This window comes from uncultured Arthrobacter sp., from assembly GCF_947495145.1.
Lineage (GTDB): Bacteria > Actinomycetota > Actinomycetes > Actinomycetales > Micrococcaceae > Arthrobacter_D.
Map to the genome: position 1 here is coordinate 126,763 of NZ_CANLXP010000001.1, position 24,590 is coordinate 151,352.

The window sequence follows — 24,590 nt, forward strand, 5'->3', positions numbered from 1 at the left end:
CGTGAACTACTAACTATGGCGACTGACTACGATGCGCCGCGGAAGACCGACGACGAACTCAGCGAAGACTCGATTGAAGAGCTGAAGTCCCGCCGCACTGACAAGCAGTCCGCGGTCGTCGACGAGGATGAAACCGATGCAGCGGAAGGATTCGAACTTCCGGGCGCCGACCTCTCCGGCGAGGAACTGCTTGTGCGGGTGCTCCCCGCCCAGGCCGACGAATTTACCTGCGCGTCCTGCTTCCTGGTACGCCACCGTTCGCAGATTGCGAAGGAGAAGGACGGGCTCGCCTACTGCAAGGATTGCGAAGGCTGACTTCAGTCGGGCGAAGGGAGTTGAAGCGTTCGCGGTAGCGGGCGCTTCACGCTCCTTGCGAAGGGGCGGTCAGGGCAGCTGTAAGCTGCTCGGGCCGCCTCGTTGAGGTTAACCAGTAAGGTGTCGGATCTTCGGCATCATCGATTTCGATTCTCACAACGGGAGAGATCCATCCCCGAATACAAAGGTAGGCCTTCCCATGCAGCTCCGTTCCACGCTGGGCGGTGGCGTCGGCGCCGGTGAAAGCCGCTACCTCCCCGAGATACTTCCGTTCAATCTGCGCCTTGCCGACCTGCAGCTCCGTGTCCGTGACCCTAATCTGCGGCGTGGACAGAACAAGCAGCGTGGTCAGAATGGCGGCCACGACGACGGCTGCCACAACACCTGCTGCGATGCTGATGGGAATGAAAGTGAACACTGAGGCAAGCGCCGTGCCCGCCACCACAATCCAAATCCACGGTGCCGGCCACAGCTTCTCTTCGTATAGAACCGATTGACCGGCAGATCCTGTAGACATATCGCTAGCTAAGCACCTTTCGGACCGCTTTTCATCCCGGCGCGAAGGCAGAGGCCCACGGCTGGAAGCGCTACAGTAAATGGAGAAAAGGGCTCCGGTGCGTTCAGCACTTCCGGCGCGTCGCGCCAATGGGCAGCGCGTGCTGTGCCCGCCACCAAAAGAACCGTGCAGGAGAAGACGTGCTTGATACCACTGAAGCATTGTCCGTGCAGATCAGAATGCTCGACGACGGCCTGGAATTGCCTGCCTACGCGCACCCGGGCGACGCCGGCGCTGATCTTTGTACCCGCGTTGACTTCGAACTTGGACCCGGCGAGCGGGCGCTGGTTCCCACCGGCGTCTCACTGGCTCTGCCGGTCGGATATGCAGCATTCGTCCACCCCCGGTCCGGACTCGCCACCAGACATGGCATCACCGTTGTCAACGCTCCGGGCACCGTGGACGCGGGTTACCGCGGAGAGATCTCCGTGACGCTGCTGAACACTGATGCCTCCACCGCGTTGTCCTTCCGCCGGGGGGACCGGATTGCCCAATTGGTCATCCAGAAGGTGGAGCAAGCAAGGTTCATTCCGGTGGAGGAACTGCCTGACTCCGTCCGAGGAGCCGGCGGGTTCGGATCCACTGGAGGATTCGCACCGGCCGCCGACGCTGCACACTGACGTAATTGACTGGCAGCACCGGCTGCCGACGACCACCGAAGGAGGAACCCGATCATGATCTTCGGGCGCCGAAAGAAAAGCCAGCAACACAGCGAAACACCAGACACAGATTCAAGCACACCGCCAAGCTCCGCCGGCGAGGCTGTTCAGGTCGGCGACGAAGCTGACAAAACGGGTGCACCGGCTGAGGGCACAACGGCTCCCGGGCGCGCCGCCGGGGGACCGTTCGATGAGTCAGAGAAAGACACAACCGAGGGCTATATAGATCTCGGCGCCCTGCGCATCGCTGCTGCCGAGAACCTGCAGCTCCGCCTCGAAGTCGAGGAACGGACCAAACGCGTCATCGCGGTGACGCTGGACATCAAGGGTTCGAACCTGCAGCTTCAGGCATTCGCCGCTCCGCGTTCTGAAGGTCTCTGGGACGAAATCCGCGGACAGATCGCAGCATCGGTAGGTTCGCAGGGAGGAACCGTCGAGGAACGCCAGGGCGAGTTCGGAACTGAACTTATTGCGAAGCTCCCGGCTCAGACCCCGGACGGCCGCGCCGGATTCCGGGTGGCCAGATTCGTGGGGGTTGATGGTCCACGCTGGTTCCTCCGGGGCGTGTTCGGCGGGCCGGCGGCAATGGACCCTGCTGTAGCCGAACCGATGGAGAAACTCTTCCGCAATGTCGTGGTGGTTCGCGGGGACCATCCGCTTCCTCCCCGGGAACTCCTGCCGCTGAGGCTGCCCAAGGACGCCGGAGCTCCGAAGCAGCCCGAGCAGCAAGAGCAGCCTAAGGCGACGCCGGATGACCCGTTGGAGCGGGGCCCCGAGATCACCCACATTGGCTGACCAGGGTCAGGCAAGCCATGCAGCAGGGGGGCCGATCCCCCTGCCGAGGCGCGGACGGGTTGCCGGCAGCGGTTTCGTTGAACGGGTGACTATTCTGCCCCGTAGCGTTGCTCCCCAATTTTCAGCAACGCTCGCCTTGCACGGGCGGAGCGAGACCTATGTCCGCCTCGTCTGGACCGGCCAGCGCAGAATTGCCGGGATTGAACCCGGCGTCGACCTCGCCTTCGAAGGAATGGTCAGTGAAGTCGACGGAACCGCCACTATCCACAACCCGCGGTACGAGATCGTCGGGCGTCCTGAGGAGTCACCGTGAACCAGTCCGCTGAGGATCCCACCGGCGAAGACGCGTCAAGGAAATCGGAGCCGGCCGCCAACCCGGGAATGGGATCCCTCGCCGATCAGTACGCTGCGAAAGCGGGAGTTCGTCAGGATGAGAGCGGACGTATCGACGTCCTGCAGTCCATCGGGGGAGTGCGCGGCCTCGCCGAAAGCATTCTTCCGGGTCTGTTGTTTACCGTTGTCTTCACCATCCTGCGTGACCTGCAGATTTCCCTCATCGTTGCCCTCGCCGTCTCGGCTGTCTTCACCATCGTCAGGCTGCTGACCAAGACACCCCTTACCCAGGCGCTGTCCGGGCTGATCGGCGTTGGAATCTGCGCGTTCGTGGCCAACAGGACAGGCAACGCTGAGGACTTTTTCCTTCCCGGATTCTTCACCAACGCCGCTTATATCGTGGGCATGATTGTCTCCATCGCCGTCCGGTGGCCGCTGGCAGGGCTGCTTTTCGGCTTCATCCGCGGCGAGGGTACCGAGTGGCGGAAGCAGGCATCAAGAATCCGGGCCTACTCGCTCGCAACCTGGCTGATCATTGCTGTGCTTGCGCTCCGGCTCATCGTGCAGGTGCCGCTGTACCTCGCGGACAACATCGCAGCGCTTGGCACCACGCGGGTTGCCATGGGCGTCCCGCTTTACGCGCTCGGACTGTGGTTCGCCTGGCTGGTCTCCCGGCCGGCGCTCGAGAAACAACAGCACCCGCCGGCATAGTGCCCTACTGGAACGGCACAGTGCCCGGTCAGGACTCGGGCCGCAGGGCCGCCCGGAGAGCATCCTCGGCGGCGATCGCAGCTACGAAGAACAACTCATCGCCGGCTTCGACAACGTCATCTGGGCTGGGCGTGATGGGAGCATCGTCGCGGAGGATCGCCACTGCCGCGCAGTCCGCTGGCAGCCCGATCGAGCCCAGAGTGCGTCCGATCAGGGGTGAATCCTGCGGAACCGTAAACTCGACAATTGCTGACACCCCGGTCTGCAGCGTCAACAGACGCACGAGGTCACCGATCTCAACTGCTTCTTCCACCAGGGCGGTCATGAGGCGGGGTGTGTTCACGGCGACGTCCACGCCCCAGGAGTCATCGAACATCCAGTCGTTCTTCGGATTGTTGACCCGGCCAACGGTGCGACCCACGCCGAACTCGCTCTTGGCGAGCAGGGACACCACCAGGTTCACCTTGTCGTCTCCGGTGGCTGAGACGACGACGTCGGCCTCTTCCAGCCGGGCGTCTTTCAGCGTGGTCAGCTCGCAGGCATCGCCGATCAGCCAGCGTGCTCCCTTCAAACCGCTGCGGCCGACCACCTCGGGCTTCTCGTCGATGAGAAGGATGTCGTGGTTGTTCGACAGCAGTTCCCGGGCGATGGAGGACCCGACACTGCCCGCTCCGGCGATGACAACCTTCATTCCTGATCCTCCTGCGGCTGTTTGGACAGCACTCGAGCCACTTCATCCGTAGCGGCGGTTTCCATCATGGCGTGCACCACATCACCTTCCTGGTAACTGGTACCGGTTCCCGGCAGCATTCCCTCACCGAACCGGGTGAGGTAGGCCACGCGAACGCCCGCCGCTGCCTCGATGTCCTTGATTGAGCGGCCAAGCCAACCGTCATGCAGGGCAAGCTCGCCGAGGATCAGCCTCCCGGAGGATTCCCGGAAATCACCGTTGATGCTCTGTTCGGGGAGTATCCGGCGCAGGACCTGATCCGCGCTCCACCGCACCGCAGCCACGGTGGGAATGCCCAACCGCTGGTAGATCTCAGCGCGTCCGGGATCGTAGATTCTGGCTACGACGTGGGGCACATGGAAAATCTCGCGGGCCACCCGGGTGGCGAGGATGTTGGAGTTGTCTCCGCTGGAGACGGCGGCGAAGGCATAGGCGTTCTCGATTTCCGCATACTTCAGCGTGTCCCGATCGAAGCCCACCCCTGTCACCTTGCGGCCGCCGAAGGAGTTCCGCAGCCTGCGGAAGGCGCGGTCATCCTGATCAATGATCGCCACGCTGTGACCGGACTCATCCAGCGTGTGCGCCAGGCTGACTCCAACCCGGCCGCAGCCCATGATTACAAAATGCGCCACCGCGCCACCCCTGGTCGTCTGCTTCTATTGACAGGCCCAAGCTTAGTGGGCGAGCGGCCGCGGTAGTGGAGGCGGTCGGGTGTAAACGCGCTAGTCTGTGGGCTGTGCTGACTTTCTTCGAGGCCGCCAAGCGGGTACTGGTGGGCAAGCCGTTCCGCAACGATCGGCTCCGGCATGAGACGCTGCCCAAGAAGATCGCCATGCCCCTGTTCTCGACCAGTGCGTTGTCGTCGGCAGCGTACTCGCCCGACGAGATCCTGCTCACCCTCGCACTGGCTGGCGTATCTGCCGTCGCTGTATCGCCCTGGGTTGGACTTGCCGTCGTGGTGGTCCTCCTGGTGGTCATTGCGTCCTACCGGCAGTCGGTCCACGCGTATCCTTCCGGCGGTGGCGATTACGAGATCGCACGCCGCAACCTCGGCGACGGCGCAGGCGTAACCGTTGCCGCGGCGCTCATGGTGGACTACGTCCTCACTGTGGCGGTGTCGGTCTCGGCCGCCGCACACTATCTCATTTCGCTGGGACCCGTACTGGCCGGCGCCCAGACGGCTTTGGCGGTGGGCGCCGTCGTCGTTCTGGTGTTTGTGAACCTGCGTGGGTTCACGCGTGACGCACGCGTCCTCGCCGTTCCGTCCTATGTCTTCATGGCGGCAATCTTCGTGCTGTGCATTGCCGGCATCGTCCAGCGGCTCACCGGGACGCTGGGGGAGGCACCGAGCGCGCGCTTCGAGATCATCCCTGACCCTGCTTTCGAAAGCGGGCTGGTGGGGCTCGCCGGCGCGCTGCTCATCCTGCGGGCGTTCTCCTCGGGGGCGGCGGCGCTGACCGGTGTTGAAGCCCCGAGCGCGAACGTGCCGAGCTTCGAGCCGCCGCGGGCCAGGAACGCAGCTGGCACCCTGCTCATTCTGGGGGTGGTCGCGTCCCTCATGACTGCCGGGGTTATCTATCTCGCCAACGCCACGCGCGTGCATGTAGTGCAGAGTCCCTCCGAACAGCTGCTGCTGGCGGGAGAGCCGGTGAGCGGGTCCTACATTCAGAACCCGGTCATCAGCCAGCTCGCCGGGACCATCTTCAATAGCGGAAGCCTCCCGTTCATCATCGTTGTTGCAGCGACCGCGCTCATTCTCCTGCTCGCGGCGCACAGTGCGTTCAACGGCTTCCCGGTGCTGGCCTCGATTCTCGCCAAGGACGGGTACCTGCCCCGCCAACTGCGCACGCGCGGTGACCGGCTCACTTTCAGCAACGGCATCATGGCGCTCGGTCTTGGAGCAATCCTGCTGATCTTCGTGTTCAGAGCTGATGTCACGCAGTTGGTGCAGCTCTATATCGTCGGCGTTTTCGTTTCATTCACCGCCACCCAGCTTGCACTGATCAAGCACTGGAGCCGCCAGCTGCGCAGCACGGTGGACAAGAAGCTCCGCTGGCAGATGAACAAATCGCGCGCCATCAACTCGGTCGGATTCGTGCTCACAGCCGCAGTGCTCGTGGTGGTCCTCGTGACCAAGTTCGAATTCGGTGCCTGGATCGCGGTCCTGGCCATGGTTGTCCTCTTTGCGGTCATGCTCAGTATCAAGCGGCACTATGACCAGGTGGCCCGCGAGCTGGCCATCGACGACGCGGCTTCGGCCCGGGCGCTACCCTCACGGGTGCACGCCGTCATCCTCGTCTCGCATGTGCGCAAGCCGGTGCTGCGTGCCCTTGCCTTTGCACGCGCGTCCCGCCCCTCACGCCTCGATGCGATTGTGGTTGATGTGGACCCCGAGGAGACCCGGCGCACCCTTGCGGACTGGGACAGGCTCGAGGTTCCGGTGCCGATCACAGTGCTCGCCTCGCCCTACCGCGACACCATCCAACCGATCATGGATTACATCAAATCCATGCGCCGGGACTCACCGCGAGACCTCATCGTTGTCTACATCCCCGAATACGTCGTCGGTAAATGGTGGGAGCAACTGGTCCACAATCAGACTGCGCTGCGCATCAAGACCCGGCTGCATTTCGAACCGGGGGTTATGGTGGCAAGCGTGCCATGGCAGCTGGCGTCCTCCGACGCCGCCCGAAAATTCCAGGACCTCAGGTGACCCACACTCCAGAACTCGAACTGACTATCGGCCCGCCCGCGCACGGCGGGCACTGCGTTGCCCGCCACCAGGGCAGGGTGATCTTCGTACGCCATGCGTTGCCCGGCGAGGTGGTGAGGGCACGGTTGACCGAGCACGACGACGACGCCCGCTTCTGGCGGGCAGACGCCACCGACATTGTGCAGCCGTCCCCGGACCGGGTGAACCATCCGTGGCCGCTGGCCGACGCGGTCCTCGCCGGGATGCGCGGCATCCGGCCGGTGGGCGGGGCAGAGTTCGGCCACATTGAGTTATCCGCGCAGCGCCGTCTGAAGGCTGACATCTTCTCCGAGCAGCTTGCGCGGCTGGGTAAAGTCGACCGCGCTGTGACAGTGGAGCCCGTGCCGGATGAGTCTTCCGACGGGTTGGGCTGGCGGACGCGCGTCGGATTCGCGGTTGATGCTGACGGCCACCTGTCGATGCATGAGCACCGTTCAGCCACGCTGATTCCGGTGGCGGATATGCCGCTGGCCGTGCCGGTGATCAACCGGCTGGCTCTATGGAAGCTGAAGTTCGAGGGTGTGGAGGGCGTGGAAGTTGCAGCGGGATCGGGCGACGATGAACCGCTTGTGCTGCTCAGGACACAGCAGGATCCGCCGGGGGGCCTGATCAGGGCGCTGGCAGACGGGATTCCGGGCGTCTCAGTGGCGGCCTGGAATCCGGAGACTGGTTCACTGACGCAGCTGCGCGGCCGTACCTGGGTGCGCGAGGTTGTGGGTGGGCACAGCTTCCGTGTGACGGGAGAGGGTTTCTGGCAGATTCACCGCAGTGCACCCCAGGTGCTGACGGACGCGGTTCTGGAGGGTCTCGACACCAGACCGGGTCAGCGGGTCGCGGACCTGTACGCCGGAGCCGGGCTGTTCACCGCTGCCCTCGCTGAACGTGGAGGGGAGACCGGTTCGGTGCTCTCCGTCGAAGGGTCACCCGCAGCCAGTCGCGATGCGCGGAGGAACCTGCACGGGCAGTCGCAGGTGGACATTGTGCAGGGCAGGGTTGAGAAGGTGCTGCGTGAGCGCCGTCCGCACCTGGACGCCGTGGTCCTGGATCCGCCCCGGGCAGGCGCCGGCAAGGATGTCGTCCGGGCAATCACCGGCACCGGCGCGAAGGCCGCGGTCTACGTGTCCTGCGATCCGGCGTCCTTCGCGCGGGATGTCGCCTACTTCGCCGCGGCAGGGTGGCGCCTTGGTTCCCTCCGGGTGTTCGACCTCTACCCGCACACCCATCACATGGAGTCCGTGGCAGTCCTGCAACCGGCATGACGCCCGCTGTTGCTGCAAACCGATAGGATGAAAAAGGTTGTTCCGCGTGGACTTCGCAGCCTTTCATTCGCCGCGAAAACCGATCTCTGCTCCGGCTGGAGTCTTAGGTGCTCCTAACTAGCAGCCCGCGCCCACCGGAACAAGGATAGAAGAAGGCGAGAGGAGTCCTGACATGAGTAGTGTGGACAGCTTCGGTTCCAAAGGCGTACTAGATGTCGCCGGTGCCGAATACGAGATTTTCCGGTTGAATGCAGTTGAAGGTGCGCAGAGCCTTCCGTACAGCCTCAAGGTTCTGCTCGAGAATCTGCTGCGCACCGAGGACGGCGCAAATATCACTGCGGATCACATTCGCGCCCTCGCGAACTGGGACTCCGACGCCCAGCCGAATACCGAAATTCAGTTCACCCCGGCGCGCGTCCTGATGCAGGACTTCACCGGTGTGCCCTGCGTAGTGGACCTGGCAACCATGCGGGAGGCCGTGAAGGAGCTCGGCGGGGACCCGGCACGCGTTAACCCGCTTGCTCCCGCCGAAATGGTCATCGACCACTCTGTTCAGATTGACGTCTTCGGAAACTCGGACGCCATTGAGCGCAACATGGAGATCGAGTACGAGCGCAATGGCGAGCGTTACCAGTTCCTGCGCTGGGGTCAGACTGCGTTCGACGACTTCAAGGTGGTTCCCCCGGGAACCGGCATTGTGCACCAGGTGAACATTGAGTACCTGGCGCGGACGGTCATGACCCGTGAAATTGACGGCAAGCTCCGTGCCTATCCGGACACCTGCGTAGGCACCGACTCGCACACGACCATGGTCAACGGCCTCGGTGTGCTCGGTTGGGGTGTCGGCGGTATCGAGGCTGAGGCGGCGATGCTCGGACAGCCTGTATCGATGCTGATTCCGCGCGTTGTCGGATTCAAACTCACCGGCGCAATCCCTGCGGGTGCCACGGCAACCGACGTCGTACTGACCATCACCGAGATGCTGCGCAAGCACGGCGTCGTCGGAAAGTTCGTCGAGTTCTACGGCGACGGCGTGGCGGAAGTACCGCTGGCGAACCGCGCCACGATCGGCAACATGAGTCCGGAATTCGGCTCGACGGCAGCCATGTTCCCCATCGACGACGTCACTCTCGAGTACCTGCGCCTCACGGGGCGCTCGGAAGAGAGCGTTGCGCTGGTTGAGGCCTACACCAAGGAGCAGGGCCTCTGGCACGATCCCTCCCGCGAGATCCGTTTCTCCGAGTTCATCGAGCTCGACCTTTCGACGGTTGTTCCGTCGATCGCCGGCCCGAAACGGCCCCAGGACCGCATCGCGCTGACCGACGCCAAGGAACAGTTCCGCAAGGACATTCACAACTACACCGGCAACGCCGATGACGCAGCGTTGGACGAGGCCCTCGAAGAATCCTTCCCGGCCTCGGACGTACCCGCAATGACGTCCACGCTCAAGCACTCCGCCGCGGCGTCGGCGACAGGGCGGCCATCCCGGCCGGTCAAGGTCAACATGAGCGATGGTCGTGAGTTCATCCTCGATCACGGTGCAGTGAGCATCGCGTCGATCACCTCATGCACCAACACCTCGAACCCCTCGGTCATGCTTGCTGCTGCTCTGCTTGCACGGAATGCCGTCGAAAAGGGCCTGGCCTCGAAGCCGTGGGTGAAAACCTCGGTCGCGCCCGGGTCGAAGGTCGTCACCGACTACTACGACAAGTCCGGCCTCACCCCGTACCTGGAGAAGCTCGGCTTCTTCATTGTCGGCTACGGCTGCGCCACGTGTATCGGCAACTCGGGTCCGCTGGAGGAAGAGATCTCCAGTGCCATCCAGAACAACGACCTCTCGGTCGCTGCCGTGCTTTCCGGCAACCGCAACTTCGAAGGCCGGATCAACCCGGACGTGAAGATGAACTATCTTGCGTCGCCTCCATTGGTTATCGCGTATGCACTTGCGGGGACCATGGACTTCGATTTCGAGAGCGATCCGCTGGGTCAGGACGAGTCGGGTAACGATATCTTCCTCCGCGACATCTGGCCGAGCCCCACCGAGGTACAGCAGGTAATCGATTCCTCCATCGACGAGGCAATGTTCTCCAAGGGCTACGAGGGCGTGTTCGACGGCGACGATCGCTGGAAGTCGCTTGATACTCCCGAGGGCGACACCTTCGCCTGGAGCGATGACTCCACCTATGTGCGCAAGCCCCCATACTTCGAGGGAATGCAGGCACAGCCGGAGCCGGTTTCGGATATCGAGGGAGCCCGGGTGCTCGCCAAGCTCGGCGATTCGGTGACCACCGACCACATCAGCCCCGCTGGTTCGTTCAAGTCGGACAGTCCGGCCGGACGCTATCTTCTGGAGCACGGTGTTGCCCGCAAGGATTTCAACTCCTACGGGTCCCGCCGTGGCAACCACGAAGTGATGATCCGAGGTACCTTCGCGAACATCCGGCTGCGTAACATGCTGCTCGACGGAGTCGAAGGCGGATTCACCAGGGACTTCACCCAGACGGGTGGCCCGCAGGCCTACATCTACGATGCCGCGATGAACTACCAGGCCACAGGTACACCGCTGGTTGTCCTGGCGGGCAAGGAATACGGTTCGGGTTCGTCCCGTGACTGGGCCGCCAAGGGTACCGCGCTGCTCGGTGTCAAGGCCGTCATCGCCGAAAGCTACGAGCGTATCCACCGGTCCAACCTGATCGGCATGGGGGTGCTGCCGCTGCAGTTCCCTGCCGGAGAGAACGCTGCGACGCTCAAGCTCACCGGTACCGAGACCTTCTCCATCGAGAAAGTCACGGAGCTGAATAACGGCAGCTCCCCGGCAACCGTCAAGGTGACAGCCACCCCGGAAGAGGAGGGCGCCCCCGTAACGTTCGATGCTGTTCTTCGCATCGATACGCCGGGCGAAGCCGACTACTACCGCAACGGCGGAATCCTGCAGTACGTGCTGCGTCAGTTGGCAGCAGCATCCTGACGCTGTCTTCCCCCAACGCAGACACACGCCGCCTCCGGAAACGGAGGGGGCGTGTTCTGCGTTGAGGGAAGACGCGCGCTCGCATCGGGCACGGTGGTGCAGTGGGCCGCGTTAGAGTTAACAGCGTGTGAGAACGCACCGGTGCCGTAGATCACAAAATGAGAAGGAGGCGCGATGGGACTCCTGGAGACCATCCACAGCCCACAAGACCTCACCAGGTTGTCAGGACAGCAGCTTTCCCGCCTGGCCGCGGAAATCCGAGCCTTCCTCATCCGCACGGTCTCCCGCACGGGCGGCCATCTCGGGCCCAACCTGGGTGTTGTCGAATTGACGATCGGCATCCACCGGGTGTTTGACTCGCCCCGCGACAGCATCGTCTTCGACACCGGACATCAGTCCTACGTGCACAAGTTGCTCACCGGCCGCCAGAATTTCGATTCGCTCCGTCAACAGGGCGGCCTGTCGGGCTACCCATCGCGGGCTGAATCGGTGCACGACGTCGTCGAGAGCTCACATGCCTCGGCCTCGCTCTCGTGGGCAGACGGCATCTCCCGCGCACGGGTGCTGAACGGTGAGGAAGACCGCTCCGCCGTCGTCCTCATTGGTGACGGCGCGCTCACCGGCGGCATGGCCTGGGAAGCCATCAACAACATCGCCGCGGACAAGCGTCGCCGCGTGGTCATCGTGGTGAACGACAACGGGCGGTCCTACGCGCCTACTATCGGCGGGGTTGCCGACTATCTTGCGTCGCTGCGCCCCACCCTGGATTCCGTCCGCACGCACCGTGTGTATGAAGGCACGCTCGATTGGTGGAAACGGAAGCTGCAGAACGGCGGCACGGTCGGCCGCTTCGCTTACCGGAGCCTGCACGCGACCAAAAAGGGCGTGAAGGATTGGTGGGCGCCCCAGGGATTGTTCGAAGACCTCGGGATGAAGTACATCGGTCCCATCAACGGCCACGACCTGGCGGCGGTGGAGCACGCACTGACGCAGGCCAAGAACTACGGCGGTCCGGTCATCGTCCATGCCATCACGGAAAAGGGCCACGGCTATGCGCCGGCCCGTGCTGATGAAGCGGACCAATTCCACGCCGTCGGAATCATCGACCCCGAAACCGGGGAGCCGATCGGGGCTGGGGGAGTCCAGTCGTGGACCTCGGTCTTCGCGGAGGAAATCGCAGACATTGCAGATGAGCGCAAGGACATCGTCGGCATCACCGGCGCCATGCTAATCCCGGTCGGGCTTCACAAGTTCGCTGCGAAGCACCCCGACCGCGTGTTCGACGTGGGAATAGCCGAGCAGCACGCCCTCACCAGTGCTGCCGGCATGGCTTTCGGCGGGCTTCACCCGGTCATCGCCCTCTACGCCACCTTCCTCAACCGCGCCTTCGATCAGCTCCTGATGGACATCGCCCTCCATAAAGCGGGGGTGACCATTGTGCTCGACCGTTCCGGAGTCACCGGGCCGGACGGCGCCAGTCACCACGGCATGTGGGACCTGTCGATGCTGCAGATAGTTCCCGGGCTGCACCTGGCCGCGCCGCGCGATGCAACCAGGCTCCGCGAGGAATTGCGTGAAGCGGTTGCGATCAACAATGCTCCGTCGGTGGTGCGTTACTCGAAGGGCAACGTCGGCGCTGAGGTCGAGGCCATCGAGCGACTCTCCGACGGCGTGGATGTCCTCTGCCGCAGGCCGGCGGGATCGCGCCAGAACGACGTCCTCATTGTGAGCGTCGGCGCCATGAGCGAACTTGCCCTCGATGTGTCGAACAGACTGGGGGCGCAGGGAATCAGCTCGACGGTCATTGATCCGCGGTGGGTGCTGCCCGTAGCGCGCTCAGTCGTCCGAATGGCAGCAGAGCACCGCATCGTCGTCGTCATCGAAGATGGTGTGCGCGCCGGCGGCGTAGGCTCACGCATCCGTCAGGAAATGCGCTCTGCCGGTGTCGATACCGCACTTAACGAAGTAGGCCTCCCGGTGGAATTCCTCGATCACGGGTCCCGCAGTGAAGTGATGGAGCGGGTTGGACTTACTGCCCGGAAGGTTGCCCAGGACATCGTGGAACAGGTACTCGGCACCAAGGTGCCTGTCGCCCGGCCGTTGCCCGGAGAGGTTCCGTCGGCCACAGGCCAACTGCCCAAGCTCTGACATCGCCCGCGCGGAAACCTCAGCCAAGGAAGGCGCGGGAGAAGCTGAAGAACACCGAAGCGGCGGCTGCCACCAGCAGCAGGACGCTAAGCGGCCACGCCCATTCGGCAAGGAACCGGCGCACGACTGAGGGGACCGGTAGGTCCCCATGGATTGCGTTCCGCGCGGTCAGCAGCACAGTGAGCACGATCATGACCGCCCAGACCGCCATGCAATACAGGCACAGAATGTGGATCGCGAACAAAGCCTGGCTCCACAACCAGACGATGAACACGAATCCCAGGGTCACGCCGGCCTGGAGCCCCCGCCAGTACCAGCGTGCCGGACGGGCTCCCGAGAACAGAACCATGGCCGTCGTCAGTATGACTGCGAACGCGACTATCCCGATGAGCGGATTCGGGAATCCGAAAAGCGCGGCCTGCCAGGTGCGGAACACCTCGCCGCAGGAGACGAAGGGGCTGATGTCGCAGGACGTCACGTAGTTCGGATCCTCGTACAGCGCGAGCCGTTCGAGAACGAGCTGGCCTGAGGCCAGGAAACCGACGACGCCGCAGGCGGCAAACACCCATGCCATGCCCCGGTCAGTGGCGAAGCCGGGTGCGCTGATATTCCCCTCCGCCGCGGGTCCCGTCCGCCGGTCTGGCGCATCCTCTTGCATAGACCCTCCTGTGATCAACATCAGCGAGTCTAACGGGCAGTACAGCCGGTAGTGATGGGCGTGTGAGACAATGAACGTGGCTGGCGCAGGAACCACATTCCGGTGCCGGTCCAGTGACAGGCTTCCGGTTCTGCCGGCGACGCTCCCGCGGATTTGGCACCACCATGGTGAACCCCGCAGAATCCGCCGGGCAGAACCCGTGCTGGTTTCAGCGACGGGCAGGAAAAGCGCCACTGGTCTTCGAGTGATGCCGCGCCCCATGGTTGGCGCGACCTCGAACGACACAATAACGACTTCCGGGTGACGCGTGCACTAGCGCCGCGGACACCCGACCAAGCGCCTCGCGGCGCCGGAATGTGGACGGCGTTCGTGAGGGTGGAGCACAGCCGAATATGGACACAAACGCATCAGATACCTCAGAAGTACAGACCGATGCTGGCCTGCAGGAGGCGCCTGCACGTAAGGCGCCGCGTACCCGTCGCAAGAAGAATGACGACGACGCCGCAGAGCGAGCAGAAGCGTCACCGGACGCTGGCGGAAGTGAAACCGCGCCGCAGCCGACCCGCCGTCGGGCTCCCCGTCGGGCATCACAGCCGGAGCTGACCCTGCCGGAATCCCCGTCCCAGCCGCCGTCGATCGGATCCGACCCGGCCGACGCTTCCACTAACGCCGCGTCCAGCGAGGAAGCAGCGGAGTCGAGTTCGCCAGCCAGCGAAGATGCCGCGGCCGAACGCAAGCCGGCGCGCGCCCGCCGCACCCGCAAGCCCGCGGCCGCTGTGAGTGCCGAGGCGGCAGAGGCAACGGTTGACGCTCCAGCCGGGGAAGCCGCAGCAGCTTCTGATTCGATTGCGCCTGAGGTGACGGCACCTGCCGCAGCTGACGCCCCCACTGCCGAGGCACCCGCGGCTGAGGAGGCAGCTCCGCAGCGGCCCGCACGCCGTCGTCGCGTGAGCACGAAGGCCGCGACCGTCAAAGAGCCGGCCGGCGAGTCGGACAGCCCTGAGCCGGCAGCGAGCGAACCCTCCCCAGCTGAACCTGCCGACGACTCTTCCGCCGCCGCTGAAGACCAGGACAGTGCCGGACTGGACCCGTTCGCCGTTCCCGACTCGCCTGTCTCGCTGCTTTTCCACGCGCCTGATCTCACCGCGGTGGTACCGCGGACTCCGCCGAAGATCGCTCCCCAGAATGACCGCGACAGCGACGTGGAGGACGACACCGAGAGCGACGACGGCGGTGGAAGCGGACGGCGCCGCAGCCGGCGAAGCAGGAGCCGCAACCGAACTGCTGAGGGCGAAGCGTCCGAATCCGAATCGCGCGGCGCGTCTGCTTCGGGCCAGGGCCCAACGGAGCCCGGCGAGGAGAGCGAGCCGACTTCACGCCGTCGTCGCCGTCGTCGTCGTGGTGATGAGGACCTGGAACTCACCGGCGGCTCCGATGACGATCCGCCGAACACCATCACCCGGGTGCGCGCGCCGCGCCAGAGCCAGGATGCTCCTTCCGACCGCGTGACCAGCGTGAAGGGTTCCACGCGCCTGGAAGCCAAGAAGCAGCGTCGGCGGGAATCACGGGATTCCGGCAGGCGCCGCCATGTCATCACCGAAGCGGAGTTCCTTGCCCGCCGGGAATCCGTCGACCGCGAGATGGTGGTTCGCCAGCGCGATGACAGGATCCAGATCGCCGTCATGGAAGACGGGGTTCTCGCTGAACACTTCGTGTCCAAGACCCAGCAGGATTCGCTGATCGGGAACGTGTACCTCGGCAAGGTGCAGAACGTCCTGCCGAGCATGGAAGCTGCCTTCATCGACATCGGCCGGGGACGCAACGCCGTGCTGTACGCCGGTGAGGTCAACTGGGACGCCGCAGGCCTCGACGGCCAGCCGCGCCGCATTGAGCTGGCCCTCAAGTCCGGCGATTCCGTGCTGGTGCAGGTCACTAAGGATCCGGTAGGCCACAAGGGCGCACGCCTGACCAGCCAGATCTCCTTGCCCGGGCGCTACCTGGTGTACGTGCCGGGCGGTTCGATGACGGGCATCTCCCGGAAGCTTCCCGACGTCGAACGCAACCGGTTGAAGCGCATCCTCAAGGACCGGCTGCCGGAAAACGCCGGCGTCATCGTCCGCACCGCGGCTGAGGGCGCCAGCGAAGAGGAACTGACGCACGACATCAACCGCCTCCGCTCCCAGTGGGAGACGATCGAGGGCAAGGCTGCGTCCACCAAGACGCTCGCGCCGGAACTGCTCTACGGGGAGCCGGACCTGACCATCAAGGTGGTCCGGGACGTCTTCAACGAGGACTTTTCCAAGCTGATCGTCTCCGGCGAGGAGGCGTGGGACACCATCGAGGCGTACGTCATGTATGTTGCTCCGGACCTCGTGGGCAGGCTTGAGAAGTGGACGAAAGACGAGGACATTTTCGCTGCCCGGCGGATTGACGAGCAGATCCACAAGGCACTGGACCGCAAGGTATTCCTGCCGTCAGGCGGCTCCCTGGTGATCGACCGCACCGAAGCGATGACCGTGGTCGACGTGAACACCGGCAAGTTCACCGGTAGCGGCGGCAACCTCGAGGAAACCGTCACCAAGAACAACCTCGAAGCGGCCGAGGAAGTCGTCCGGCAGCTTCGCCTGCGTGACATCGGCGGAATCATCGTCATCGACTTCATCGACATGGTGCTGGAAGCGAACCGGGACCTCGTGCTGCGGCGGCTCGTCGAATGCCTGGGACGCGACCGGACCAAGCACCAGGTTGCTGAGGTCACCTCGCTTGGTCTTGTCCAGATGACCCGCAAGCGCATGGGTACCGGGTTGCTTGAAGTGTTCGGCGAGAACTGCGAGCACTGTGCCGGGCGCGGTGTGGTTACCCACGACGAACCTGTGGAACACCGCAGGCACGCCGTCTCCACCGAAAACCACCAGCAGCACCTGCGGCAGGAGAAGATGTCCCGCAGCGAGCGCAAGCGGCGGGCGAAGACCCAGCAAGTGGAGGAGCAGGCTCCGGCCCCGGAACCGAAGGCTGACGACGCCGAGCGCCAGGCGCGTGCCGAGGCCGCGCGGGCAGCGCTGGCGAACATCGCCGCGGCCACCCAGGCGGCTCATGAACACGATCATGAGACCGAACAGGACCACCGTGAGGCCCGGCCGGTGGAATCGCCGTCGTTGGCCCCGGTGCTGACAATAAATGGTGAGAAGGTGACCCTCCCGCGCGCGGAAAATGCACCCGTATCGGTCCGCCCGGAGCCGCGCCTGACGCTGGAGAGCCTGACGGAGGCCTTCAACCGCTTCCCGTCCGCCGGCCAGGGTGAGGGCGCCGCAGCGACGCCTGACGAGCCTGTGGAGCCCGGAAAGCCTGAGAATCCCTCCCAGACCGAAGCACCGGTGCAGGTGATTCCTGACCGGGACGCAGGCGGGCTGGAAGGCCCCTCGAGTCCGGAGACGGTGCAACAGCAGAACGTTCCTGCGACCGACGCCGGTGCGGCGCCGCCGTCGGGCCGCCGTAACCGGCGCCACCGCGCGGCCAGCAGCGCGCAGGGTTCGGCAGCGAATGCCACGATCGAGCGGGCGGCCGGCGAGACCGTCGCAGCCTCCGCCGGCGCACAGCATGTCGCTCGGGTTGAGAAGCCCGAGTCGAAACCCCGGCAGACGGAAGAGCCGATGATCCTCGGAGTTGGGGTGCCTGCCTCCGAGCTCTAGCGGTTTCCGGCCCAACAGAACACGCCGTTCCCCTCGCCAAGGGGTGCGGCGTGTTTTGTTCGGTAGGCTGAGATGCAGTGACACGCGGTGCCCGCTCCGGGCTGAGATGAAACGCGTTGAACCTGATCTAGAGATGGCCGCCAAGAGGCGGCCTTTGGCCTAGCGGAGGGATGTCGCGGATGAGTATTCGCACGCTCGTGGAACCAGTCGAACACACCGAAACACTGTCGGTCCCAGCCCGGATGCGGACCATTCCGCGCGTGCTGAGCATTGCCGGAACAGATCCGACCGGGGGAGCCGGTATTCAGGCGGATCTCAAGAGTATCGGCGCGCTGGGCGGATACGGCATGGCCGTGGTCACGTCCCTCGTCGCACAGAATACGTGCGGAGTGCGCAGTGTGCATACGCCCCCATCGGCGTTCCTCGTGGAGCAACTGCGCGCTGTCAGCGATGACGTAGCCATCGACGCGGTCAAGATCGGCATGCTGGGGGACGCGGAGACCATCCGCTGCGTGCGTGAGTGGCTGCCGCGGGCTTCGGGCGCCGTCGTCGTCCTTGATCCGGTCATGGTGGCAACAAGCGGGGACAGGTTGCTTGCAGCGGAGGCGGAGGATGAGTTGAGGGAACTGGTGCCCCTCGCGGACCTTGTCACCCCGAACCTGCCCGAGCTGGCGGTCCTTCTGCGTGAGCCGGTTGCGCAGAGCTGGGAGGAAGCCCTGAACCAGGGGAAGCGGCTGGCGGGTTCCACGGGCACCTCGGTGCTGGTCAAGGGCGGCCACCTGGACGCGCTTGCCGGTGGCGGGAATGGTTCGAGCTGTCCCGATGCGCTCGTTGATGCGTCCGACGGCACGGTTACGGTGGAGACCGGCGCACGCATCAACACACGAAACACTCATGGCACCGGCTGCTCGCTCTCCGCGGCGCTGGCTACCGTCCAGGCGCGTACCGGGGACTGGAACGGGTCACTGCAAGTCGTGAAGAAGTGGCTTCGTGGCGCCCTTGAGCGGGCAGGCGAGCTGAACGTGGGTGAGGGTAACGGTCCTATTCATCATTTCCATGAGTTCCTGCCTGGCGCCGCTGGGGGAGCTACCCGGGAAAAGGGTCCGTTCAGCGAGCAGGTCTGGGAGCTCACGGCGCATCAACGTGCGTCGATCGATTCGCTGGATTTTGTGCGGGCGCTCGGCGACGGAAGCCTGCCCGCTGAGCAGTTTGCCTACTATCTTGCGCAGGACGCGCTCTACCTGAGGGGCTACTCCCGTGTGCTGTCCAGAGCCAGCTCGCTTGCACCCACGGAAGCTGAGCAGCTGTTCTGGGCGCAAGCTGCGCTGAATTGTCTCGAGGTCGAGTCAGAGCTCCATCGGACGTGGCTCTCGAAGGGCGTAGAACCCGTGGGTCCGGGTCCGGTGACGAAAGCGTATGTGGATCACCTGCTGGCGGCATCCGCGCATGCGGGTTATGCCGTTCTGGTGGCGGCAGTGCTACCGTGCTTCTGGCTCTACGCACATGTCGGCAACGCCCTGCATACGCAATGGACCGGCTCAGGTGCAGACCGGGACCATCCGTATGCGGACTGGATCCAGACGTACGCGGATCCGGCGTTCGCCGAGGCGACTGCGCGGGCTGTCGCCTATGCCGACGCAGCGTTTGCCGGTGCATCGGCTACCGACAGGACGGCGATGATCGAAGCTTTCGAGGCCTCTGCCTGGTACGAACATGAGTTCTTCGACGCGCCGATGCGCCTTGATTTGCGGGAATCCGCGGAATTGCCGTAATCTTGATCTTCGGTGCTGCGCCCTCGTGTGACTATTTTCGGGGCGTGATTGTGCCGTGAGTGCACAAGCACCCCTCCGGCTGCGCTAAGTACAGCGTACGGTCCCGGAACAGTATGCAAACAGTTAGATCGTCGAGAGAAGTGAGTTCCCAAGTGGTGTACGCGATTGTCCGCGCAGGCGGCCGCCAAGAAAAGGTTTCCGTGGGAGACCTCGTAACCCTTGACCGCGTCCCCGGTGAGGCCGGCAGCAGCTTTCAGCTGCCTGCTCTCCTTCTGGTCGACGGCGACAAGGTGACCTCAGCAGCACAGGACCTGGCAAAGGTTACTGTCACTGCCGAGATCGTCGAGAATCTTCGGGGCCCGAAGATTGTTATCCAGAAGTTCAAGAACAAGACCGGCTACAAGAAGCGCCAGGGTCACCGTTCAGAGCTCACCAAGGTCAAAATCACGGGCATCAAGTAACCTCTTCACGGTTACTTGAATCCAGGATTCTGTTTCAGAAAAAGGCAGGCATAACAGATGGCACATAAGAAGGGTGCGAGTTCCACTCGCAACGGTCGCGACTCCAACGCCCAGTACCTCGGCGTGAAGCGCTTCGGCGGACAGGTCGTCAAGGCAGGCGAAATCATCGTCCGCCAGCGCGGAACCCACTTCCACCCCGGCGCCAACGTTGGCCGTGGCGGCGATGACACGCTGTTCGCCCTCGAAGCCGGTGCCGTTGAATTTGGTACCCGTCGTGGACGTCGCGTGGTCAATATCGTGGGTGCGGCTGCCGAGTAATACTCGGAACCGCACACCATAGCAGCGTTACACAAAGCACTAGGTGGGGTGAGCCAGTCAGGCTCGCCCCACTTTGTTTTAAGCCGATAAACTCGGCAAAAATGAGAATTCTCAAGAGGAGTACACCGTGGCAAGCTTCGTTGACCGGGTAGTTCTGCACGTCTCGGGCGGCACCGGCGGACACGGTTGCGTCTCGGTCAAGCGGGAAAAGTTCAAGCCGCTGGGCGGGCCTGACGGCGGAAACGGCGGAGACGGCGGCGCGGTCATCCTACGCGTTGATCCGCAGACCACCACCCTCCTCGACTACCACCACGCTCCGCACCGCCATGCCACCAACGGTGGAAACGGAATGGGCGACTGGCGCGAGGGCAAGAAGGGCGAAACTCTTATCCTTCCCGTTCCGGACGGCACGGTGGTGAAATCGCGCGACGGTGATGTGCTGGCTGACCTGGTCGGCCCGGGCACGGAATACGTGGCGGCTGCCGGGGGACAGGGCGGCCTGGGTAACTCCTCCCTTTCTTCACAAAAGCGAAAGGCACCCGGCTTTGCTCTGCTGGGGATTCCCGGGGACGCCCGCGACGTTGTCCTCGAGCTCAAGTCGATTGCCGACATCGCGCTCGTCGGATTCCCGTCGGCGGGCAAGTCCAGTTTGATCGCCGCCATGTCGGCCGCCCGTCCCAAGATCGCGGATTACCCCTTCACCACTCTGCGCCCCAACCTGGGCGTTGTGCAGGCCGGTGATGTGCGTTTCACCATCGCTGACGTTCCCGGACTCATTGAGGGCGCAAGCGAGGGCAGGGGATTGGGACACGATTTCCTGCGCCACGTCGAGCGCTGTGCGGCGCTCGTCCATGTACTCGACTGCGCCGCCCTCGAATCGGACAGGGACCCGCTGAAAGACCTCGCGATCATCGAGAGCGAGCTGGACCGCTACGCCGTCGATATGAGCTACGCCGGTCCCGGCGGTGAGGTGGTGCCGCTGAACGAGCGGCCGCGTCTCGTAGCCCTGAACAAGGTCGATGTTCCCGATGGCCGTGACATGGCGGAGTTCGTTCGCCCCGACCTCGAAGCCCGCGGATATCGGGTCTTCGACGTGTCCGCCGCAAGCCATGAGGGGCTGCGGCAGCTTGGGTTCGCGATGGCGGAGATCGTACGCGAGGCGCGCGAGAAGCTGGAGGCAACGCCTCCCGTCGTCGCGCCCCCCGTGCTGCGGCCGCGCGGGGTCAACGAGAAGGGCTTCACCATCCGGCGCGAGGAAAAGAACCTCGAACCGCTCTTCCGCGTGTTGGGTGACAAGCCCGAGCGCTGGGTGAAGCAGACGGACTTCACAAATGACGAGGCGGTTGGCTACCTTGCGGACAGGCTCGCTAAGTTGGGTGTCGAGGAGCAGCTCTTCAGGAGTGGAGCCAAACCCGGAGACACCGTGGTGATCGGCGAGGGCGACGGCGTCGTCTTCGACTGGGAGCCGACCATGATGGGTGGAGCTGAACTTCTCGCCTCACCGCGTGGAACTGACATCCGTCTTGCCGAGTTCGTGCGCCCCACACGGGACCAGAAGCGCGAGGATTACCAGGGCCGCAAGGAGGCCCGGGCTGCCGCACGCGAGGAGCTGGAGGCGGAGCGGAAGGCCGGCATCTGGACGGAGTCGGTCAACTATCGGAATTCCGGTTCCAAGAACACAGGGAACAAAGAGCACGACAGCGGCGGTGACGTCGACGCTGACGGCGGCACCGATTCAGACGAGGGCTGACGCCCTCGAAGCACAGAGACGTAGAAACCGACCGAAGGAATAGATGACCGTAAAGCGCCCGCTCAAGACCCGTTCCGGACTGGCGAAAGCCAAGAGAATTGTTGTCAAGGTAGGTTCGTCCTCTCTCACCTCACTCTCCGGAGGACTCTCGGACGAGGCGCTCTTCGCTCTTTCCGATGTGCTTGCCGCGCGCCACAACGAGGGAACTGAGGTCATCCTCGTGTCCTCGGGCGCGATCGCAGCAGGACTGGCCCCCCTGGGGCTGGCCCGGCGGCCAAACCAGCTATCGTCCCAGCAGGCCGCCGCCAGTGTGGGACAGGGCCTGCTCATGGCCCGTTACACCCACGCCTTCGGCGCACACGGAGTCACCGTCAGCCAGGTGCTTCTCACGCTCGATGACCTGATCCGGCGAAGCCACTACGCCAATGCCCACCGGGCGATGGAGCGTCTGTTGAACTTCGGTGTCGTTCCCATCGTCAATGAGAACGACACGGTGGCAAGCTCTGAAATCCGTTTCGGCGACAATGACCGCCTGGCCGCACTGGTGGCGCACCTGGTCAAGGCCGACGCACTCGTCCTGCTCTCCGACGTCGACTCCCTCTACGACGGACCGCCCAAGGACGGCGCGAAGCGCATCCCTGAGGTCCGCGGTCCTCAAGACCTTGAGGGCGTGAACATCGGCAAGACCGGAAAGGCCGGCGTAGGCACCGGCGGCATGGTTACGAAAGTTGAAGCCGCCACCATCGCTGCTTCCTCCGGTATCCCCGCACTGGTCACGTCCGCCGACAATGCCGGCGCGGCTCTGGCAGGCGAAGACGTTGGTACCTGGTTCAGTACCAACGGGCGCCGTCAGCCGATCCGCCTGCTGTGGCTCGCTCACCTCGCCCGGATCCAGGGCACCCTTATGCTTGACGACGGCGCGGCCAAGGCCATAGGGGAACGGCGTCGGTCGCTCCTGCCGGCAGGGATAGTTTCCGTGGGCGGGGAATTCGAGGCCGGCGATCCGGTGGAGATGGTGGACCGTGCCGGATTGGTCATCGCCCGCGGTCTCGTCAACTACAGCTCCTTCGAGCTGCCGCGGATGCTTGGCAGGTCCACCCGGGAGCTCTCAAAGGAACTCGGCAGGGAATACGAGCGCTCTGTTGTGCACGTCAATGACCTCGTGGTCCTGAAGGCCCTCGCGCAGGCCTAGGGCCGGCTGGGGTTGTGCGGACCCGCTCGTTAGACTGGGGGAATGACTGACGTGACCACACAGCAGACTGCCCACCTGACCACCGACCAAGCAGACGGCGAGCAGCCGGCCACGCCGGTGGACGTCCAGCAGGCTGTGCACGCCATCGCAGACCGCGCCAGGACCGCCTCCCGCATCATCGCCCGGGCCAACCGGTCCCACAAGGACAAGGCGCTTGAGGCAATCGGTGAGGCACTCGTAGCCAATCAGGGCGCCATCCTGCGCGCAAACCAACAGGACCTGGAGTCGGGGCGCGCCAAGGGTACCTCAGCCGCCCTGCTGGACCGGTTGAGCCTGAGTGAAGAGCGGATTGCCGGCCTGGCCGCAGCGCTCGAAAACCTTGCCGGCCTGCCGGATCCCGTCGGTACGATCGACCGCGGGCAAACACTGCCCAACGGCGTTCGCCTCCGGCAGGTCCATGTTCCCCTTGGGGTGGTGGCGGCAATCTATGAAGCCCGGCCCAACGTGACCGTGGACATCGCCGGTCTCGCGCTCAAGAGCGGCAACGCCGTGATCCTGCGCGGGGGCAGCGCAGCCGCCCATACCAATGCCGCACTCCTCGGCATCATCCGGGACGCCCTCGATCGGACAGGGCTGCCTGCGGACGCCGTTCAGACCGTCGACGAGTTCGGTCGCGAGGGTGCCAACATCCTGATGAAGGCCCGCGGGAAGGTGGATGTCCTCATTCCCCGCGGCGGCCGCGACCTGATCCAGACTGTAGTTAAGAACGCTGCCGTACCCGTCATCGAAACCGGTGAGGGCAACGTCCACATCTTCCTGGACGAGAGCGCAGACGAGGAGATGGCGGTGGACATCCTTCTCAACGCGAAGACCCACCGCCCCAGTGTCTGCAACACGGTTGAGACCCTCCTGGTGCACAAGGATGCACAAGCGGCTCCGGCAGTCCTGGAAGCACTGTCCAGGGCCGGTGTGCGCATCCACGCGGACAGCCGGATCCAGGGCATCCTTCCCCAGGGCGTCACGGCGGACACCGCCAGCGACGACGACTGGGCGCGCGAGTACATGGATCTGGATATAGCGGTTGCCATGGTGGATACCGTGGATGACGCGCTTGAGCACATCCGGACGTGGAGCACCGGGCACACCGAAGCCATCATCACCAACAATCTGGCGCGGTCTGAGCAGTTCATCGCCGGTGTGGATTCAGCCGCTGTGATCGTCAACGCCTCCACACGCTTCACGGACGGCGGCGAGCTGGGTCTGGGCGCGGAGGTGGGCATCTCCACGCAGAAGATGCATGCACGCGGACCGATGGGCCTGCGTGAACTGACCACCACGAAGTGGATTATCCAGGGGGACGGGCAGATCCGCCGCTAGCAGTGCACCGGCAGGGGCCGGTGCTGCTGTGCGGGTCCCGGTGCCGCAGTTCGAGCGGTCTGCGCTTAGCGCGTAGGATGGTACGGAAACTGTCGTGAAGTTATGCGCTGACCCGCGCCCGGCCGGCGGGCGGACATCTCGTTCCCA

20 protein-coding genes and 1 riboswitch are annotated in these 24,590 nt (G+C 64.3%); of the genes, 16 read left to right on the forward strand and 4 right to left on the reverse strand.

Features of this window, described 5'->3' with window-relative positions:
• Positions 1-15 precede the first annotated feature (15 nt).
• The gene (locus tag Q0877_RS00530) at positions 16-315 is read left to right on the forward strand and encodes a DUF4193 domain-containing protein (RefSeq protein ID WP_026545752.1); all 300 of its coding nucleotides are present in this window, start codon (positions 16-18) and stop codon (positions 313-315) included.
• A gap of 46 nt (positions 316-361) precedes the next feature.
• On the opposite strand, the gene Q0877_RS00535 is transcribed toward Q0877_RS00530, so the two are convergent.
• Positions 362-832, reverse strand: coding sequence for a DUF3093 domain-containing protein (locus Q0877_RS00535; protein WP_299165044.1), 471 nt, complete (start codon positions 830-832; stop codon positions 362-364).
• Positions 833-1,011: 179 nt separating this feature from the next.
• Here Q0877_RS00535 and dut point away from each other — a divergent pair, with 179 nt between their 5' ends.
• The 4 genes from dut to Q0877_RS00555 all read left to right on the forward strand — a co-directional run bounded on the left by dut (position 1,012) and on the right by Q0877_RS00555 (position 3,369).
• Complete coding sequence (gene dut, locus Q0877_RS00540; protein ID WP_299165045.1) at positions 1,012-1,491, forward strand: dUTP diphosphatase; 480 nt, start codon at positions 1,012-1,014, stop codon at positions 1,489-1,491.
• A gap of 54 nt (positions 1,492-1,545) precedes the next feature.
• Entirely contained in the window at positions 1,546-2,325 is a 780-nt protein-coding gene (locus Q0877_RS00545) for a DUF3710 domain-containing protein (RefSeq protein ID WP_299165046.1), read from the forward strand.
• 85 nt (positions 2,326-2,410) lie between these two features.
• Entirely contained in the window at positions 2,411-2,638 is a 228-nt protein-coding gene (locus tag Q0877_RS00550) for a hypothetical protein (RefSeq protein ID WP_299165047.1), read from the forward strand.
• 68 nt (positions 2,639-2,706) lie between these two features.
• A complete protein-coding gene (locus Q0877_RS00555; protein ID WP_299165251.1) occupies positions 2,707-3,369 on the forward strand; it encodes a DUF3159 domain-containing protein in 663 nt (220 codons plus the stop codon).
• A 28-nt stretch (positions 3,370-3,397) separates the two neighbouring features.
• Here Q0877_RS00555 and Q0877_RS00560 read toward each other — a convergent pair whose 3' ends face one another.
• Positions 3,398-4,060 (reverse strand): TrkA family potassium uptake protein, encoded by a 663-nt coding sequence (locus Q0877_RS00560; RefSeq protein WP_299165048.1) that lies wholly within the window; start codon positions 4,058-4,060, stop codon positions 3,398-3,400.
• Entirely contained in the window at positions 4,057-4,731 is a 675-nt protein-coding gene (locus tag Q0877_RS00565; protein ID WP_299165049.1) for a TrkA family potassium uptake protein, read from the reverse strand. The genes Q0877_RS00560 and Q0877_RS00565 overlap by 4 nt, the downstream gene beginning before the upstream one ends.
• Positions 4,732-4,835: 104 nt before the next feature.
• On the opposite strand from Q0877_RS00565, the gene Q0877_RS00570 reads away from it, so the two are divergent.
• The 4 genes from Q0877_RS00570 (at position 4,836) to dxs (ending at position 13,226) form a co-directional block, all read left to right on the forward strand.
• Positions 4,836-6,812, forward strand: coding sequence for an APC family permease (locus Q0877_RS00570; protein ID WP_299165050.1), 1,977 nt, complete (start codon positions 4,836-4,838; stop codon positions 6,810-6,812).
• Positions 6,809-8,110: a class I SAM-dependent RNA methyltransferase gene (locus Q0877_RS00575; protein ID WP_299165051.1), complete on the forward strand. Its 1,302-nt coding sequence runs from the start codon at positions 6,809-6,811 to the stop codon at positions 8,108-8,110. Before Q0877_RS00570 ends, Q0877_RS00575 begins: the two co-directional genes overlap by 4 nt.
• Before the next feature lie 172 nt (positions 8,111-8,282).
• Complete coding sequence (gene acnA, locus Q0877_RS00580; protein ID WP_299165052.1) at positions 8,283-11,078, forward strand: aconitate hydratase AcnA; 2,796 nt, start codon at positions 8,283-8,285, stop codon at positions 11,076-11,078.
• Between the two features lie 174 nt (positions 11,079-11,252).
• A complete protein-coding gene (gene dxs, locus Q0877_RS00585) occupies positions 11,253-13,226 on the forward strand; it encodes a 1-deoxy-D-xylulose-5-phosphate synthase (protein ID WP_299165053.1) in 1,974 nt (657 codons plus the stop codon).
• A 19-nt stretch (positions 13,227-13,245) separates the two neighbouring features.
• On the opposite strand, the gene Q0877_RS00590 is transcribed toward dxs, so the two are convergent.
• On the reverse strand, positions 13,246-13,884 hold the full coding sequence (locus Q0877_RS00590) for a vitamin K epoxide reductase family protein (RefSeq protein WP_299165054.1): 639 nt from the start codon (positions 13,882-13,884) through the stop codon (positions 13,246-13,248).
• Positions 13,885-14,276: 392 nt separating this feature from the next.
• Here Q0877_RS00590 and Q0877_RS00595 point away from each other — a divergent pair, with 392 nt between their 5' ends.
• The 7 genes from Q0877_RS00595 (at position 14,277) to Q0877_RS00625 (ending at position 24,443) form a co-directional block, all read left to right on the forward strand.
• Positions 14,277-17,573, forward strand: a complete 3,297-nt coding sequence (locus Q0877_RS00595; RefSeq protein ID WP_299165056.1) for an Rne/Rng family ribonuclease — start codon at positions 14,277-14,279, stop codon at positions 17,571-17,573.
• Between the two features lie 73 nt (positions 17,574-17,646).
• Positions 17,647-17,761, forward strand: a riboswitch (TPP riboswitch).
• Positions 17,753-19,345, forward strand: a complete 1,593-nt coding sequence (locus Q0877_RS00600; protein ID WP_299165057.1) for a bifunctional hydroxymethylpyrimidine kinase/phosphomethylpyrimidine kinase — start codon at positions 17,753-17,755, stop codon at positions 19,343-19,345. (Overlaps the previous riboswitch by 9 nt.)
• Positions 19,346-19,497: 152 nt before the next feature.
• The gene (gene rplU, locus Q0877_RS00605) at positions 19,498-19,806 is read left to right on the forward strand and encodes a 50S ribosomal protein L21 (protein ID WP_299165252.1); all 309 of its coding nucleotides are present in this window, start codon (positions 19,498-19,500) and stop codon (positions 19,804-19,806) included.
• A 57-nt stretch (positions 19,807-19,863) separates the two neighbouring features.
• Positions 19,864-20,124 (forward strand): 50S ribosomal protein L27, encoded by a 261-nt coding sequence (gene rpmA, locus Q0877_RS00610; protein ID WP_026545518.1) that lies wholly within the window; start codon positions 19,864-19,866, stop codon positions 20,122-20,124.
• 127 nt (positions 20,125-20,251) lie between these two features.
• A complete protein-coding gene (obgE, locus tag Q0877_RS00615; RefSeq protein WP_299165058.1) occupies positions 20,252-21,874 on the forward strand; it encodes a GTPase ObgE in 1,623 nt (540 codons plus the stop codon).
• 43 nt (positions 21,875-21,917) lie between these two features.
• Entirely contained in the window at positions 21,918-23,066 is a 1,149-nt protein-coding gene (gene proB / locus Q0877_RS00620) for a glutamate 5-kinase (protein ID WP_299165059.1), read from the forward strand.
• A gap of 42 nt (positions 23,067-23,108) precedes the next feature.
• A complete protein-coding gene (locus tag Q0877_RS00625; RefSeq protein ID WP_299165061.1) occupies positions 23,109-24,443 on the forward strand; it encodes a glutamate-5-semialdehyde dehydrogenase in 1,335 nt (444 codons plus the stop codon).
• Positions 24,444-24,590 lie beyond the last annotated feature (147 nt).

Excerpts from the sequence above, each read along its gene's own strand:
- rpmA (WP_026545518.1), top strand. The coding sequence starts at position 19,864 with ATGGCACATAAGAAGGGTGCGAGTTCCACTCGCAACGGTCGCGACTCC.
- Q0877_RS00535 (WP_299165044.1), bottom strand. The coding sequence starts at position 832 with ATGTCTACAGGATCTGCCGGTCAATCGGTTCTATACGAAGAGAAGCTG.
- acnA (WP_299165052.1), top strand. The coding sequence starts at position 8,283 with ATGAGTAGTGTGGACAGCTTCGGTTCCAAAGGCGTACTAGATGTCGCC.
- proB (WP_299165059.1), top strand. The coding sequence starts at position 21,918 with ATGACCGTAAAGCGCCCGCTCAAGACCCGTTCCGGACTGGCGAAAGCC.
- Q0877_RS00560 (WP_299165048.1), bottom strand. The coding sequence starts at position 4,060 with ATGAAGGTTGTCATCGCCGGAGCGGGCAGTGTCGGGTCCTCCATCGCC.
- Q0877_RS00545 (WP_299165046.1), top strand. The coding sequence starts at position 1,546 with ATGATCTTCGGGCGCCGAAAGAAAAGCCAGCAACACAGCGAAACACCA.
- Q0877_RS00595 (WP_299165056.1), top strand. The coding sequence starts at position 14,277 with ATGGACACAAACGCATCAGATACCTCAGAAGTACAGACCGATGCTGGC.
- Q0877_RS00625 (WP_299165061.1), top strand. The coding sequence starts at position 23,109 with ATGACTGACGTGACCACACAGCAGACTGCCCACCTGACCACCGACCAA.
- Q0877_RS00530 (WP_026545752.1), top strand. The coding sequence starts at position 16 with ATGGCGACTGACTACGATGCGCCGCGGAAGACCGACGACGAACTCAGC.
- dxs (WP_299165053.1), top strand. The coding sequence starts at position 11,253 with ATGGGACTCCTGGAGACCATCCACAGCCCACAAGACCTCACCAGGTTG.
- Q0877_RS00600 (WP_299165057.1), top strand. The coding sequence starts at position 17,753 with ATGAGTATTCGCACGCTCGTGGAACCAGTCGAACACACCGAAACACTG.
- Q0877_RS00590 (WP_299165054.1), bottom strand. The coding sequence starts at position 13,884 with ATGCAAGAGGATGCGCCAGACCGGCGGACGGGACCCGCGGCGGAGGGG.
- Q0877_RS00555 (WP_299165251.1), top strand. The coding sequence starts at position 2,707 with ATGGGATCCCTCGCCGATCAGTACGCTGCGAAAGCGGGAGTTCGTCAG.